The organism is Streptomyces sp. NPDC057877 (assembly GCF_042796855.1).
Taxonomy (GTDB): domain Bacteria; phylum Actinomycetota; class Actinomycetes; order Streptomycetales; family Streptomycetaceae; genus Streptomyces.
This window is the reverse complement of sequence record NZ_JBHVMS010000003.1, coordinates 159046-174123: the sequence shown is the minus strand read 5'-3', so window position 1 is coordinate 174123 and position 15078 is coordinate 159046. Positions and strand designations below refer to the sequence as shown.

Annotated in this window: 11 protein-coding genes; 3 read left to right on the top strand and 8 right to left on the bottom strand. The window is 69.6% G+C overall.

Translation table 11 applies throughout. From position 1 onward, the window contains the following. Window positions 1-115: 115 nt before the first annotated feature. Window positions 116-1315 carry a MarP family serine protease gene (locus tag ACFVQG_RS08520; protein WP_383378337.1) on the top strand — a complete coding sequence of 400 codons (1200 nt, stop codon included), beginning with the start codon at window positions 116-118 and terminating at the stop codon, window positions 1313-1315. A gap of 37 nt (window positions 1316-1352) precedes the next feature. On the opposite strand, the gene ACFVQG_RS08515 is transcribed toward ACFVQG_RS08520, so the two are convergent. The 6 genes from ACFVQG_RS08515 to ACFVQG_RS08490 form a co-directional block, all read right to left on the bottom strand. Next, window positions 1353-1535, bottom strand: coding sequence for a hypothetical protein (locus ACFVQG_RS08515; RefSeq protein WP_210922886.1), 183 nt, complete (start codon window positions 1533-1535; stop codon window positions 1353-1355). A 178-nt stretch (window positions 1536-1713) separates the two neighbouring features. Further along, complete coding sequence (locus tag ACFVQG_RS08510) at window positions 1714-2664, bottom strand: alpha/beta fold hydrolase (RefSeq protein ID WP_383378335.1); 951 nt, start codon at window positions 2662-2664, stop codon at window positions 1714-1716. Next, window positions 2661-3167, bottom strand: coding sequence for a phage holin family protein (locus ACFVQG_RS08505; RefSeq protein WP_383378332.1), 507 nt, complete (start codon window positions 3165-3167; stop codon window positions 2661-2663). The genes ACFVQG_RS08510 and ACFVQG_RS08505 overlap by 4 nt, the downstream gene beginning before the upstream one ends. A 78-nt stretch (window positions 3168-3245) precedes the next feature. Further along, complete coding sequence (gene nhaA, locus ACFVQG_RS08500) at window positions 3246-4718, bottom strand: Na+/H+ antiporter NhaA (RefSeq protein WP_383378330.1); 1473 nt, start codon at window positions 4716-4718, stop codon at window positions 3246-3248. 254 nt (window positions 4719-4972) lie between these two features. Next, on the bottom strand, window positions 4973-6928 hold the full coding sequence (gene acs, locus ACFVQG_RS08495; protein ID WP_383378328.1) for an acetate--CoA ligase: 1956 nt from the start codon (window positions 6926-6928) through the stop codon (window positions 4973-4975). Window positions 6929-7196: 268 nt separating this feature from the next. Then, on the bottom strand, window positions 7197-9782 hold the full coding sequence (locus ACFVQG_RS08490; RefSeq protein ID WP_383378326.1) for a SulP family inorganic anion transporter: 2586 nt from the start codon (window positions 9780-9782) through the stop codon (window positions 7197-7199). A gap of 339 nt (window positions 9783-10121) precedes the next feature. On the opposite strand from ACFVQG_RS08490, the gene ACFVQG_RS08485 reads away from it, so the two are divergent. Further along, on the top strand, window positions 10122-11393 hold the full coding sequence (locus ACFVQG_RS08485; RefSeq protein WP_383378323.1) for a hypothetical protein: 1272 nt from the start codon (window positions 10122-10124) through the stop codon (window positions 11391-11393). A gap of 57 nt (window positions 11394-11450) precedes the next feature. On the opposite strand, the gene ACFVQG_RS08480 is transcribed toward ACFVQG_RS08485, so the two are convergent. Beyond that, a complete protein-coding gene (locus ACFVQG_RS08480) occupies window positions 11451-12431 on the bottom strand; it encodes an ATP-binding protein (protein ID WP_383378321.1) in 981 nt (326 codons plus the stop codon). 118 nt (window positions 12432-12549) lie between these two features. Between ACFVQG_RS08480 and ACFVQG_RS08475 the strand changes: the two genes are divergently transcribed. Then, entirely contained in the window at window positions 12550-13374 is an 825-nt protein-coding gene (locus ACFVQG_RS08475) for an oxidoreductase (RefSeq protein WP_383378319.1), read from the top strand. Between the two features lie 356 nt (window positions 13375-13730). Here ACFVQG_RS08475 and ACFVQG_RS08470 read toward each other — a convergent pair whose 3' ends face one another. Continuing rightward, window positions 13731-14564: an HAD family hydrolase gene (locus tag ACFVQG_RS08470; protein WP_383378317.1), complete on the bottom strand. Its 834-nt coding sequence runs from the start codon at window positions 14562-14564 to the stop codon at window positions 13731-13733. Window positions 14565-15078 lie beyond the last annotated feature (514 nt).

The window sequence follows — 15078 nt, the reverse complement described above, 5'->3', positions numbered from 1 at the left end:
AGCCGTGTCCCATCACCGCCGCGTGTCGCACCGGCCGCAGCGCCCCGAGTGATCGAAGCGACCGAAGTGACGACGAGGCGAGGCGAGGCGTGCGGACGAGGCGGGGCGTGAAGCGGTGAACGTGCTGGACATCCTGTTGCTGGTCGCCGCCGTCTGGTTCGCGATCGTCGGCTACCGCCAGGGGTTCGTCGTCGGCATCCTGTCGGTGATCGGCTTCCTCGGCGGCGGCCTCGTCGCCGTCTACGTCCTCCCCGTCATCTGGGACGCCCTCACGGACAACGCCGAGGTGAGCACGACCGCCGCCGTCGTCGCGGTCGTCGTCGTGATCGTCTGCGCCTCGGTCGGCCAGGCCCTCACCACCCATCTGGGCAACAAGCTGCGCCGCCACATCACCTGGTCCCCGGCCCGCGCCCTGGACGCGACCGGCGGCGCGCTCGTCAACGTCGTCGCCATGCTGCTGGTCGCCTGGCTGATCGGTTCGGCGCTGGCGGGCACCACCCTGCCGACCCTCGGCAAGGAGGTCCGCAGCTCCAAGGTGCTGCTTGGCGTGTCCAGAGCGCTGCCCGACCAGGCCGACACCTGGTTCGCCGACTTCTCCTCGGTCCTCGCGCAGAACGGCTTCCCGCAGGTCTTCAGCCCGTTCTCCAACGAGCCGATCACCGACGTCCAGCCGCCCGACCCGGCCCTCGCGGGCAGCCCGGTCGCCGAGCGCGCGCAGCGCTCCATCGTCAAGGTCGTGGGCACCGCCACGAGTTGCGGCAAGGTCCTGGAGGGCACCGGCTTCGTCTTCGCCGAGCGCCGGGTCATGACCAACGCCCATGTCGTCGGCGGTGTCGACGAACCCACCGTCCAGATAGGCGGCGAGGGCCGACGGTACGACGCCACGGTGGTGCTCTACGACTGGGAGCGCGACATCGCCGTACTCGACGTGCCGGACCTGTCCGCGCCCGCGCTCGAGTTCACGTCCGAGGACGCGGTCAGCGGGGACAGCGCGATCGTCGCGGGCTTCCCGGAGAACGGGGCGTACGACGTGCGCTCCGCGCGCGTGCGCGGCCGCATCACGGCCAACGGGCCGGACATATACCACCGCGGCACCGTGCGCCGCGATGTGTACTCCCTCTACGCGACCGTCCGCCAGGGCAACTCCGGCGGCCCGCTGCTCACCCCCGAGGGCGAGGTCTACGGTGTGGTCTTCGCCAAGTCCCTCGACGACGCCGAGACGGGGTACGCCCTCACCGTGGACGAGATCCGCGAGGACATCACCGAGGGCCGTACCGCCAACCAGCAGGTGGACAGCGACAGCTGCGCCCTGTGAGGCAAGGGACGTGAGGGGCGTAAGGGATCTGGAGGCGTCAGCCGCGCGGGTGACGTAGCCGGACCGAGACCCAGCGGGCGCGGCGGCGCAGAATGCGCGGGATGCCCACCCTCGGATCAGTGCCCGCCAGTTGGGGGTTGCCGCCCCGCTGGTGGGTGCTCAGGGCGCGGCCCGAGCGGCGGTTGCGTGCTGCGTCACTGAAGTCGTGCGTCCAGCCCATACCCCGACGTGTGCCCCTGGCCCAAGGTCGATAACCGCCTCCGGCGCCCTCAATTGGCCTATGCGCCGGGCAATTGGCAGTTCGTAGGACAGGGGTTCCGGGGCCTCGGCACCGGGTGCGCTGACGTGGTCACCGAGGGCGGCCGACCCCCCGAGGCTACCGGTCGCCGACCACGCGGTCACCGGTCCGGTTCGGGGTCCTGGAGCCAGTTGACCAGTTCGGTGGAGAAGGCCACGGGGTCCTCCTCGTGCGGGAAGTGCCCGAGACCGTCGAACAGCCGCCAGCGGTACGGCGCTTCGACGTACTCGCCGGACCCGGCCGCGCTGCGGGTGCGCATCACGGGGTCCAGGGAGCCGTGCAGATGCAGCGTCGGCACCCGCACGGGCCGCTTCATCCGCCGGTTGAACTGGATGCCGTCGGGGCGGGCCATCGACCTGACCATCCACCGGTACGGCTCGATCGAGCAGTGCGCCGTCGACGGGATGCACATCGCCCGCCGGTACGTCTCCACCGCCTCGTCGTCCGGCAGTCGCGGCCCGGACCAGTCCCGGATCAGCCGGGCGACCAGCGCGCCGTCGTCCGCGACGAGCTGCCGCTCCGGGATCCACGGCCGCTGGAACCCCCAGATGTAGGAGCCCGCGGTGGTCTGCCTGAAGTCCGAGAGCATCGCCGAGCGCCAGCGCCGGGGGTGTGGCATCGAGGCGACCGCGAGCCGTCGTACCAGCTTGGGCCGCATCGCGGCGGCCGTCCACGCCAGATAGCCGCCGAGGTCATGGCCGACCAGCGCGGCGTCCGGCTCGCCCAGGGAGCGGATCACGCCGGTGATGTCGAGGGCGAGGTTGGCGGGGTCGTAGCCGCGCGGGGTGCGGTCGCTGCCGCCGACGCCGCGCAGGTCCATGGCGACGGCCCGGAAGCCCGCGTCGGCGAGCGCGGTCATCTGGTGCCGCCAGGTCCACCAGAACTGCGGGAAGCCGTGCAGCAGCAGCACCAGCGGTCCGTCGCCGAGTTCGGCGATATGGAAGCGGGCGCCGTTGGCCGCCACATCCCGGTGGGTGACTTCCTTCCCGCCGGGGAGGTCGAGTCGTACGAGTGAGGCGGGTTGCGCCCAAGGGGTGGCGGGATCCGTCATGACGATGAGCGTGCCACAGCCTCGATGGCCTCGGGGGCCCGGTCCTGCGGCAGCTCGGTCAGCTCCGCCCGCTGCGGGCGCGGGTGCGGCTTGGCCTTCTGGAGCACGCCCGCCGACTCCTTCATGGACGCCGCCACCTTCTGCGGGCCCTTGCCCTTCTTCGCCTTCTTCGCGAACGCCACGCCGATCAGGGCGAGGACGACCGCGACGAGGGCGTTCGCCGCGAAGGACAGCAGGAAGCAGAGGGCGAGGTTCCAGTCGCTCCAGGTGTGAATGCCGTAGGCGAGGGCGAAGTTCAGCATCGGCAGCGAGAACACCAGCAGCACACCGGCCGCGGTGAACGCGCCACCGCTGGTCGCGCCGCGCTTGACGTCCTGCCTGAGCTGCGCCTTCGCCAGCGCGATCTCGTCGTGCACCAGCGCCGACAACTCCGTGGTCGCCGAGGCGAACAGCTGTCCGATGCTGCGTTCGGCGCCGACCGGGCTGCCTTCGGGTGCGCTCATCGCCGTCTCCCTTATCTGCCTACGGTTCCGTCTGTGCCTGACTGCTGACGGTCCCGTCTTTTGTACCGTCTCGTCAGATCATGCCGGACGGTCCCTCTCCTCGCCTGCCCCGGCCGACACTTCGGCAAGCGCGCGTCGCTCCTCGTCCTTGACTTGGGCGATCTTGCGGTGCTCGGCGGCCTTCTTCTCGTAGATCTCCGCCATGCGCAGGTGGTACGCCGGGTTGTCCTCCTCGTAGATGTCCGGGATGCCGTCGTGGTCCTCGTCGCGCTCCTCGGCGTCGCAGACCCGGCGGTAGTGGGCGTTGCGCATCTTGAGCAGCACGGACGCCAGCAGCGCGGATATCAGGGAGCCGATCAGTACGGCGGCCTTGACCTCGTCGGTCATCACGGTGTCGCCCTCGAAGGCCAGCTCGCCGATGAGCAGGGAGACGGTGAAGCCGATACCGGCGAGTGAGGCGACGGCGAAGACGTCGGCCCAGTCCAGGTCGTCGCTGAGGGTGGCCCGGGTGAAGCGCGCGGTCAGCCAGGTGCCGCCGAAGATGCCGATCGTCTTGCCGACGACGAGACCGAGGACGACACCGAGCGTCTCGGGCTGCCCGAACACATCCCGCACCGCGCCGCCCGACACCGAGACACCCGCGCTGAACAGCGCGAACAGCGGTACGGCCAGACCGGCCGAGATGGGTCGCACCAGGTGCTCGATGTGCTCGCCGGGGGAGTGCGCCTCGCCCTTGCGCGGGGTGCAGCGCAGCATCAGGCCCATGGCGACACCGGCGATGGTGGCGTGCACGCCGCTGTTGTACATCAGTGCCCAGATGACGAGGGCGAGCGGGACGTAGACGTACCAGCCGCGTACGCCCTTGCGCAGCAGCAGCCAGAAGATCGCCAGGCCGATCACGGCGCCGCCGAGCGCGGCGAAGTCGAGGCTCTCGGTGAAGAAGACCGCGATGATCAGGATGGCGAAGAGGTCGTCGACGACGGCCAGGGTGAGCAGGAAGGCGCGCAGCGCGCTCGGCAGGGAGGTGCCGATGACGGCGAGCACCGCGAGCGCGAAGGCGATGTCGGTGGCGGTGGGCACCGCCCAGCCGTCCATCGATCCGCCGCCGGCGACATTGGTCAGGAGGTAGACGAGCGCCGGTACGGCCATTCCGCACAGGGCCGCCACGACCGGCAGGACAGCCGCCTTGGGGTCGCGCAGATCACCCGCGACCAGCTCACGCTTCAGCTCGATGCCAGCGACGAAGAAGAAGATCGCCAGGAGTCCGTCGGCGGCCCAGTGCTCGATGGAGAGGTCCAGGCCGAGGGAGGCGGGGCCGATGTGGAAGTGGCTGACGGTTTCATAGCTGTCGTGCAGCGAGGGGATGTTCGCCCAGACCAGTGAGGCGATCGCGGCGAGGAGCAGCAGGACGCCGCCGACGGTCTCGGTGCGCAGCGCGTCCGTGACGAAGTTCCGCTCGGTGAGGGAGAGACGGCCGAGGGCCTTGCGGGTGTCGGTGGTGCTGGGCGCAGGCAAAGGAGACCTCCGGTCGGTGGGCAGGACAGAGCGCATGCCGACCAGACTTCCCGGCGCACCTTTTCGATCTTTGACAGCTGTGTTGAGCTTGGGTTGACGCGGTTGTGTTGAGCTTGGGTTGACGCGGTCTTCAGGCGTGAACTTTGCTTAGTTTACCTAAGATGACTTTGTTTACTTTACCTAAGGTGCCCCGGGTCGCGGGCTAAACGTGATGATCCTCATGTTAAGCACAAAGGGGGCACCCGGCGCGTTCGCACCGGGTGCCCCCTTGGCAGGGCTGTAGGCCTGGATCAGTCCTCGCTGGGCGCCGCCGGGAGCTTCGCCTGGATGAGGTCCATGACCGTGGAGTCGGTCAGCGTGGTGACATCGCCGAGCTGACGGTTCTCCGCGACATCGCGCAGCAGTCGGCGCATGATCTTGCCGGAACGGGTCTTCGGCAGCTCCGCCACCGGCAGGATCCGCTTCGGCTTGGCGATCGGGCCGAGCGTGGCGCCCACGTGGTTGCGCAGTTCGCCCACCAGGGCCTCGGTCTCCGCCGCCGTACCCCGCAGGATCACGAAGGCGACGATCGCCTGGCCGGTCGTCTCGTCCGCCGCGCCGACCACCGCGGCCTCGGCGACCGACGGGTGCGAGACCAGCGCCGACTCGACCTCGGTGGTGGAGATGTTGTGGCCGGACACCAGCATCACGTCGTCCACCCGGCCGAGCAGCCAGATGTCGCCGTCGTCGTCCTTCTTCGCGCCGTCACCGGCGAAGTACTTGCCCTCGAACCGCGACCAGTACGTGTCGATGAACCGCTGGTCGTCGCCCCAGATGGTGCGCAGCATCGACGGCCACGGCTCGGTGAGGACCAGATAGCCACCGCCGCCGTTCGGCACCTCCCGCGCCTCGTCGTCCACGACGGTGGCGGAGATGCCGGGCAGCGGGCGCTGCGCGGAGCCCGGCTTGGTCTCGGTGACGCCCGGCAGCGGCGAGATCATCATCGCGCCGGTCTCGGTCTGCCACCAGGTGTCCACGATCGGCGTGCGGTCGCCGCCGATGTGCTTGCGGTACCAGATCCACGCCTCCGGGTTGATCGGCTCACCGACCGACCCGAGGACCCGCAGACTGCTCAGGTCGAACTTGGCGGGGATGTCGTCGCCCCACTTCATGAACGTCCGGATCGCGGTGGGCGCGGTGTAGAGGATCGTCACCCCGTACTTCTGCACGATCTCCCAGAAGCGGCCCTGGTGCGGGGTGTCGGGCGTGCCCTCGTACATCACCTGCGTCGCGCCGTTCGCCAGCGGGCCGTAGACGATGTACGAGTGCCCGGTGACCCAGCCGACGTCGGCCGTGCACCAGTACACGTCCGTCTCCGGCTTGAGGTCGAAGACCGCGTGGTGCGTGTACGCCGCCTGGGTGAGATAGCCGCCGGAGGTGTGCAGGATGCCCTTCGGCTTGCCCGTCGTGCCGGAGGTGTAGAGGATGAACAGCGGCTGCTCCGCCTCGAACGCCTCCGGCGTGTGCTCGGCGGACTGCCGCTCCACGATCTCGTGCCACCACACGTCCCGCCCGTCGTGCCAGGCGACGTCCTGGCCGGTGCGGCGGACCACCAGGACGTGGTCGATGGTGCCCGCCTTCTCGATCGCCTCGTCCACGGCGGGCTTCAGCGCGGACGGCTTGCCGCGCCGGTAGCCGCCGTCGGAGGTGATGACGACCTTGGCGTCCGCGTCCTGGATGCGGGTGGCGAGCGCGTCCGAGGAGAAGCCGCCGAAGACCACCGAGTGCGCGGCGCCGATCCGGGCGCAGGCCAGCATGGCCACCGCGGTCTCGGGGATCATCGGCATGTAGACGGCGACCCGGTCGCCCTTCTGCACGCCCAGCTCCAGCAGCGCGTTGGCGGCCTTGGACACCTCGTCCTTGAGCTGGGCGTAGGTGAGGGCGCGGCTGTCGCCCGGCTCGCCCTCGAAGTGGATGGCCACCCGGTCGCCGTGCCCGGCCTCCACATGCCGGTCGACGCAGTTGTACGCCACATTGAGCTTGCCGTCCTTGAACCACTTGGCGAACGGCGGGTTCGACCAGTCCAGGGTCTCGGTCGGCTCCTCGGCCCAGGTCAGCCGCCGGGCCTGCTCGGCCCAGAAGCCGAGCCTGTCAGCCTTGGCCTGTTCATACGCCTCCGCGGTGACGTTGGCGTGCTCGGCCAGGTCAGCGGGGGGTGCGAACCTGCGCTCTTCCTTGAGCAGGTTGGCCAGGCTTTCGTTGCTCACGACATCTCCCTTTCCCAGGGTGTCCGTTGTGTCCCAGGCCACAGCTCATCAGACCCGGGGGGCCGATGACAAGGGTCGACAGGAAATTGGTTTAGACCTATCTCGGGGCTGTCATCGGCCCTGCCCGGGTCGGGGGCTGACCTGGTGCGGACCTGTACGGGTGGTGCGGGCTTGGACCGGTTGCCCCTTCCCACGGACGGCATACCGACCCGGTTCAGGGGGGCGGGCTGTAACGCCTCTCACATCCGGCCCTCACCCGCGTCCGCCGTCACGCCGGGCTGCGCAACTCGTCCATCCCTTCGACCCCTTCCGCGTGGACGTGGTCGAAGACCGGCTCCCCGTCCGTGTCGGTGAGCAGATACGCCTGTGCCTCACCGACGTGGAAGTACATCCCGTGCAGCTCCAGGCCGTTCTCCCGCAGCGCCCGCGCCACCGTCGGATGGGCCCGCAGATGCTCCAACTGCTGGACGACGTTGGTCAGGCACAGCTGCTCCACCGCGTCGGCCGGTCTGCGCACCGCGAGCCGCGCCCAGCTCCCGCTGTCGTCGGCCATCCGCTCCAGACTCGGCAGCCCGTGCCGCAGCCAGCGCCCGAGCGGTGTGCGGCTGCTGCCCGGACCGGACTTGAGCAGTGCCTGCATCGCCCCGCACCCGGAGTGCCCGCACACCGTGATGGACCGCACCTTGAGCACATCCACCGCGTACTCGATCGCCGCGGCCACCGAGTCGTCACCGCTCTCCTCGCCCGGCAACGGCACCAGATTGCCCACATTGCGGACCACGAACAGGTCCCCCGGACCACTGGACGTGATCATCGAGGTGACGAGCCGGGAGTCGGCGCAGGTCAGGAACAACTGCACCGGCCGCTGCCCCTCCCGCGCCAGCCGCGCCAGCTCGCCGCGCACATGCGGGGCGGTGTTGCGCTGGAAGGCGGTGATGCCGCGCATGAGGTGGTGACCGCCGCGTCTGCCCTCCGAGCCGGGGCCGACTGAGGTGGCGTAGGTGCCGTACGTACTGATGGTGCCGTGTGTGGGGGTGGTCGTGTCGGGTGTCTCCGGCTCGTCGGGCGTCCTCCTCCTCTCGATGTCGGTCTTCTGGTGTTCCTGTGCCCGTGATGTCAGTGATGCCTGTGACGTTGGTGCTTCCTGTGGTGCCGAGGACGTGACCGCCTCGCACTGGTGGTTGCGCCAGGGCGTCCAGGGGCGGCAGCGGCAGTCCGCGACCGGGGCTCGGCCGGTGGGCTCGGACCGTACGGGGCCGGGGGCCGGGGAGGCGGTGGGCTCGGCGGTCCGGGTACTGGCGCGGCGGCCGGTCAGCTCGACGCTGCCGCCCTGTGCGGTGTGGGTGCTCTGCCAGTCCTGCAAGGTCTCGTAGGCCGCGTGGTCCATGAACGAGCCGTCCAACTCGACGACCACGTCGGCCCCGTGGGGCACCTGGTGCAGGGCCCGGCTCAGCCGTGGCACCGCGAGGAAGGTCAACTGGCCTCGTACATGGATCTGATGGACTCCCTCCTCCACTTCATGGGTGATACGGGTGCGGGTGAGACGGTGCAGTGCGACACCGACCGCGGCGGCGATGCCCAGCGCCACGCCCTCCAGGACGCCCAAGAGCACCACGCCGAGGGTGGTGACGATGTACACCAGCACTTCTCGGTGGCGGGTCACCGTGCGGATGTGGTGCAGGGACACCATCTGGATGCCGACGGCCATCACCAGGGCGGCGAGCGAGGCGAGCGGAATCAGCTCCAGGATCGGGACCATCAGCAGCGCGGCGACTACTACGAGAACGCCGTGCAGCATCGTGGAGTTCCGGCTGACGGCACCCGCGTGGACATTTGCCGTGCTGCGCACCGCGACGCCCGCGACCGGCAGTCCGCCGAGGCTGCCGGAGACGATGTTCGCGGCGCCCTGGCCGAGCAGTTCGCGGTCCAGGTTGGAGCGTTGGACGTGGGGGGCGGGCTGGGCCTGGGTGGCCGTGGGCGCGCTGCGGGAGGCCGCCAGCTTGTCCACGGCGACCGCTCCGAGCAGCGACTGCACGCTGCACACCAGCGTGGTGGTGAGCACCGCGGCGATGAGGCCGAGCACCGGGCCCTCGGGCAGCCCGGCCAGGGCGTGGCTGCTCCAGGTCGGCAGCTCGACCTTGGGCAGCCGCAGACCGGCGAGTGAGGCGGCCACGGTGGCTCCGGCCACGGCGATCAGCGCGGCAGGGACCTTGCGCAGCAGCCGTCCGGCCCGGCCGGGGATCCGTGGCCAGAGGAGCAGCAGCGCCAGGGTGAGCGCGCTGACCGAGAGCGCGGCCGGGTGCAGATCCGCCAACTGCGCGGGCAGCGCGGCGAGATTGGCGGGCACGGAACTCTGCGGGGTGCCGCCGAGGACGATGTGCAACTGGGCGACGGCGATGGTCACGCCGATCCCCGCGAGCATGCCGTGCACGATGGCGGGGCTGACGGCGAGCGCGCCGCGCGCCACCCGCAGGCAGCCCAGGCCGAGTTGGGCGAGCCCGGCGAGGACGGTGATGGCACAGGTCGTACGCCATCCGTAGCGCTGGATGAGGTCGGCGGTGACCACGGTGAGTCCGGCGGCGGGGCCGCTCACCTGGAGCGCGGAGCCGCCGAGCCGTCCGGCGACGATGCCGCCGACGGCCGCCGCGACCAGGCCCGCCTGGAGCGGTGCGCCGGTGGCGAGGGCGATGCCGAGGGACAGCGGCAGGGCGATCAGGAAGACGGCGATGGCGGCCGAGACGTCGGCGCCCGCGAGGTGGAAGCGGCGGCGGGCGGGTGGCGGACTGTGGGACTGCCGCACGGGCTTCGACTGCTGGGGGTCGGTGGTGCGGCGGGTGGGGGCGCAGGCTGACATGTTTTCCCGTCTCCTCCGGGGCAGCGCGGTCGCGGAACAGGTGGTCCCCGCTCGAGGGCGGGGGCGGGTCGCGGCCGTGGGTCACGGCGTACAGCGGCGGGATGCATCAACAATCAGTAAACGAATCGTAATGCTAAGTAAAGGCAAAGCATGGATATTCCGGGCAAATGGGCTAAGTAATCACTCCGGAGAGTGAAGTGAGTATTTGATCGGCTTGTCATATAAATCTCCTTCTTCGTCCCGTGCGACCTTGACGGCGCTGTCACCGAGATCGCCAGAGATCACCAGAGATCGCCAGATCGCCAGAGTTCGCCAGAGAAGGAAGAAGGTGGGCGGAACATGGCCGCCACCCAGAGGATCACCGTGGGCGTCATGGTCGCCGCGGTCTGTGCCGGGTCACTCGCCGGTTGCGGGTCCGACTCCGACGGTTCGAAGAAGGGGGCGTCCGGACCGCAGAAGGCCAAGGCCGCCCCGGCCCCCAGGAGTGTGGTGCGCCTGATCGGCGACGGCTCCACCGCCTTCACCGGAGCGCAGCCGCACCTGCCCAGACCGGAGCGGCTCAAGCCGGGCCAGCGGCCACCGCAGTTCGTGGTGTTCTCCTGGGACGGCGCGGGCGAGGACAGCCAGAAGCTGTTCTCGCACTTCCGCGAGGTCGCCAAGGAGAACAACGCCACGATGACGTACTTCCTCAGCGGCGTGTATCTGCTGCCGGAGGACAAACGCGACCTCTACCGCCCCCCGCAGCACTCGCCTGGCCGCTCCGACATCGGCTTCAACGACCGGCAGGGCATCGCCGACACCGTGAAGCAACTGCGGCTGGCCTGGCTGGAGGGCAACGAGGTCGGCACCCACTTCAACGGCCACTTCTGCGGCCGGGGCGGCGGCGTCGGCGAGTGGTCGGTCGGGGAGTGGAAGGAGGAGATCGCCCAGGCCAAGGCCTTCGTGAAGGCCTGGAAGACCAACACGGGCATGAAGAACTCCGCCCCGCTGCCCTTCGACTACGACAAGGAGCTGATCGGCGCCCGCACTCCGTGTTTGGAGGGCCAGGAGAACTTCATGAAGGCCGCCCGCGAGCTGGGCTTCCGCTATGACACCAGCGGCGTCAACAACCAGCTCTGGCCCGGGAAGAAGGAGGGCCTGTGGGACCTGTCGATGCAGCTGGTGCCCTTCCCCGGCCACTCCTTCGAGCAACTCGCCATGGACTACAACTTCATGGTCAACCAGTCGGGCAGCACCAGCCAGGGCGACCCCGCCAAGCACCGGCTCTGGGGCGACGAGATGCGTGACGGCCTGCTCCAGGGCTTCCAACGCGCCTACGACGGCAACCGCGCCCCCCTGATCATCGGCAACCACTTCGAGTCCTGGAACGGCGGCACCTATATGCGGGCCATCGAGGAGGTCATCGAGCGGGTGTGCACCAAGGAGGAGGTGCGCTGTGTGTCCTTCCGGCAGCTCGCCGACTGGCTGGACGCCCAGGATCCGAAGACCCTGGCGAAGCTGCGCACCCTGAAGGTCGGCGAGGCGCCCCGGCAGGGCTGGGCGTCCTTCCTGTCCGCCCGCCCGGCCCCGGCACCGAAGGGCGTGCCCGGGGCACCGGCGGGCGACCGGTAGCCGTGGCGGCGGGCGCGGGCGCGGGCGCGGGGGCTGGGGCGGGGGCGGGCCTGCGGGTCAGGCGGTGGCCGCGACGCGCTCGCTGAGGACGAAGCCGGGGTCGACCTGGGCGGCCAGGTCGGCTCCCGTGCGCTCATTGCCCCAGGACTGGGCGTTCTTCAGATGGAAGTGCACCATCTGGCGCGTGTAGCGCTCCCAGTCCCGCTGCTCGTACGTCGCGTCGGCGGTGGTGCGGAGGGTGTGGAGGGCCTCGCGGTTGCCCTCCTCCAGCAGGTCGAAGCGGGGCGGGCGGCCCTTCTCCATGGCGCGCACCCAGTCGGAGTGCCCGACGGTGACGAGCAGGTCGCCCCCGACCTCGGCGCGGAGGAAGTCGAGGTCGTCCTGGCCGAGGACCTTGTTGCCGACGACCTTGAGGGTGATGCCGTAGTCCCGCGCGTACTCCTTGTACTGGCGGTAGACGGAGACCCCCCTTCGGGTTGGCTCGGCGACGAGGAAGGTGATGTCGAAGCGGGTGAACATGCCCGAGGCGAAGGAGTCCGAGCCCGCGGTCATGTCGACGACCACGTACTCGTCGGGGCCGTCGACCAGGTGGTTCAGGCACAGCTCCACCGCTCCGGTCTTGGAGTGGTAGCAGGCGACTCCCAGGTCGGCGTCCGTGAAGGGGCCGGTGACCATCAAACGGACGGCTCCGCCGTCGAGTTCCACCGGCCGGGCGCAGGCGTCGTAGACCGGGTTGTTCTCGCGCAGCCGCAGCAGCCGGGAGCCCTCACCGGGTGGCGTGGTCTTGATCATCGTCTCGGCGGAGGCGATACGCGGGTTGCTGCCGCGCAGATAGTCCTTGATCAGCGGCAGCCGGTCCCCCATCGCGGGGAGCGCCGCCGCCACCGTCTCGTCGAGGCCCAGTGCGGTCCCCAGGTGCTGGTTGATGTCCGCGTCGACGGCGATGACCGGTGCGCCGGTGGTCGCCAGGTGGCGGATGAAGAGGGACGACAGCGTGGTCTTGCCGCTGCCACCCTTCCCGACGAAAGCAATTTTCATGTTCAGTAAGCGTAGTGCCGGGCGGGCCCCCGCGTATGCGCGAACGTGAAGAAGACCACTCCATCGTGGGGTGTGAGCCCGGGGTGGCCGGGGCCGGACAGGCCCTAGGGTCGTACTCATGAGTACGACAGGCGCGACCGCCGATCCGCTCGCCGCCCTGGGCGCCCTGCCCGGCGTCGCGGACTCCGTGGAGTCCGTACGCAAGGCTGTGGACAGGGTGTACGGGCACCGGATCATGCGGCGCCGCAGCAACGAGATCACCTCCGAGGCGGCGCTGCGCGGCGCACGCGGTTCCGCCGCGCTGTCCGGCGCGGACTGGGCGCTGGAGGAGGTACGCAGGCGTACCGACTTCAGCGGGGACGACGAGGCCAGGGTCGTGGGTGCGGCCCTGCGGCTGACCGCGGAGGCGGGCCAGTTGCTGTCCATCTGGCGGCAGTCGCCCCTGCGGGTGCTGGCCCGGCTGCACCTGGTGGCGGCGGCGGAACAGGGCGGTCAGGTGGGGCGGCCCCGCCAGCAGGGCGAGCCCGTCGACGAGCCGTTGGTCACGCAGCCGCTGCCGAGCGCCGCCGATGTGTCGGCCCGGCTGGAGGGCCTGTCGGAGCTGGTCATCGCGGGCAGTTCCGCTCCCGCGCTGGTGACGGCCGCCGTCGTGCACGGTGAGCTGCTGGCGCTGCGTCCCTTCGTCTCCCACAACGGCCTGGTCGCGCGGACGGCCGAGCGGATCGTGCTGGTGGGCAGCGGTCTGGACCCGAAGTCCGTGTGCCCCGCCGAGGTCGGGCACGCCGAGCTGGGGCGCGAGGCCTACCTCGCGGCCTTCGACGGCTATCTCTCCGGCACCGCCGACGGGATGGCGGCCTGGATCGCCCACTGCGGCAAGGCGGTCGGGCTCGGTGCGCGTGAGTCGACGGCGGTGTGCGAGGCGCTTCAGCGCGGCGCGGCGTAGGGGCCCGGAAAGGGTTGCGGCGGTACGAGTTCTCGTACCGCCGCTGGCATGGTCACCGGGTTACCAAGCGTCCTCGATATGTGCCCATCAGGCGGGGTTTCTTTGCCCGTCACCTGGTGCGGCTGGCCCGTAATCGACGGGTCGACGTCGCGTGGGTGCTCGATGCACATGCGCGGTCCGTGGGGCCAATCCTGCGTCTTAAAGGTGATCCCTTCGGATGTCCTTTGGTCTCGCGGGCCGTTAATCCCTTTGTACTCCAGGGGCGGGGCAAGGGGAAGCCTGGGCTGCAGTTCTTTACTTTTAGGTTCAAAGATGCACTAAGGCATATCAAGAAGTATCAAACGGACGGTGATCGGCTAAGCGGACACTGACCGGCGCCGGGTGGCGTACCAGACGAGGCCCGCCGTGGCCGCCGCCGCTCCTATGGCCGCCGCCGCGACGAGTGCCGGACGGGGCGGTACGGAGATCCTGGGGAGCCGTTGCTTGAGGCGGACCGGGCGGTGGAAGTCGAGGATCGGCCACCCGCGCGCGAGGGCCTCCCGGCGCAGCGCCCGGTCCGGGTTGACGGCGTGCGGATGTCCGACGGCCTCGAGCATCGGCAGGTCGGTGGCGGAGTCGCTGTAGGCGTAGCAGCGGGAGAGGTCGTACCCCTCGGATTCCGCCAGCTCCCTGATCGCCTCCGCCTTCGTCGGGCCGTAGGCGTAGTACTCCACCTCGCCCGTGTAGCAGCCGTCGTCCCCCACGATCATGCGGGTGGCGACCACGCGGTCGGCGCCGAGCAGCTCGCCGATCGGTTCGACCACCTCGGCGCCGGAGGTGGAAACGATCACCACGTCGCGTCCGGCGGTGTGGTGTTCCTCGATGAGGGAGGCGGCCTCGTCGTAGATGATCGGGTCGATGATGTCGTGCAGTGTCTCGGCGACGATCTCCTTGACCTGCTGGACATTCCAGCCGCGGCACAGTGCGGAGAGGTACTCGCGCATGCGCTCGATCTGGTCATGGTCGGCGTCGCCGGCGAGGAAGACGAACTGGGCGTATGCGGTACGCAGCACGGCCCTGCGGTTGATCAGCCCGCCTTGGTAGAAGGACTTGCTGAAGGTGAGTGTGCTCGACTTCGCAATGACCGTCTTGTCCAGGTCAAAGAAGGCCGCTGTGCGGGGCAAGGAGTGGTTTTCCACAAGCCTGAGCATAGGCGCAGCCCATTCGGCGTAAGGTGGGGCGCGTGGGTTTGCCTGAGAGGGCTCTCGGGTACACCATGGAAGTCACGGATCGTTCGCGACCGTGCTAACCCGGTCCGACTCCTCCCCCCCCGAGTCGGCCGTGGGGACGACCCCCGCTCTCCCCCCCGGCGGGGGTCGTCGCATGTCCGGGCGGGTTTTTCCCTCTCTGTGTGGTTGCCGGAATGCTCGGCCGTGCGCTGCCGAGCAAACTTGGCATGAGCATGACCAGTTACTCTGTGTAGTTATTGGACTCCTCTGCGGAAGTCGCACAGAGGTGGCGCGGGCGTCACCGGTACGGGTGAACGCGATATTCACAACCGTCGGCACGTCCACAGTTTTCGACCAAGATCCACATGATTTCCGGCATCGCTGCACCGTGATTCCAGCGCGCCTCGTGGCGAGTTCATGGCCGGTTCTGTTTCCGGGGCGCGCATGGCCGGTTCCTATCGGCCGTGCATAGGGAGGGCCGGATGCCGGTTCTCCG

Coding starts and splice junctions, on each gene's coding strand:
- ACFVQG_RS08515 (WP_210922886.1), bottom strand. CDS start 1,535: ATGGGCTGGACGCACGACTTCAGTGACGCAGCACGCAACCGCCGCTCG.
- ACFVQG_RS08510 (WP_383378335.1), bottom strand. CDS start 2,664: ATGACGGATCCCGCCACCCCTTGGGCGCAACCCGCCTCACTCGTACGA.
- ACFVQG_RS08505 (WP_383378332.1), bottom strand. CDS start 3,167: ATGAGCGCACCCGAAGGCAGCCCGGTCGGCGCCGAACGCAGCATCGGA.
- nhaA (WP_383378330.1), bottom strand. CDS start 4,718: ATGCGCTCTGTCCTGCCCACCGACCGGAGGTCTCCTTTGCCTGCGCCC.
- ACFVQG_RS08490 (WP_383378326.1), bottom strand. CDS start 9,782: ATGTCAGCCTGCGCCCCCACCCGCCGCACCACCGACCCCCAGCAGTCG.
- ACFVQG_RS08485 (WP_383378323.1), top strand. CDS start 10,122: ATGGCCGCCACCCAGAGGATCACCGTGGGCGTCATGGTCGCCGCGGTC.
- ACFVQG_RS08480 (WP_383378321.1), bottom strand. CDS start 12,431: ATGAAAATTGCTTTCGTCGGGAAGGGTGGCAGCGGCAAGACCACGCTG.
- ACFVQG_RS08475 (WP_383378319.1), top strand. CDS start 12,550: ATGAGTACGACAGGCGCGACCGCCGATCCGCTCGCCGCCCTGGGCGCC.
- ACFVQG_RS08470 (WP_383378317.1), bottom strand. CDS start 14,564: ATGCTCAGGCTTGTGGAAAACCACTCCTTGCCCCGCACAGCGGCCTTC.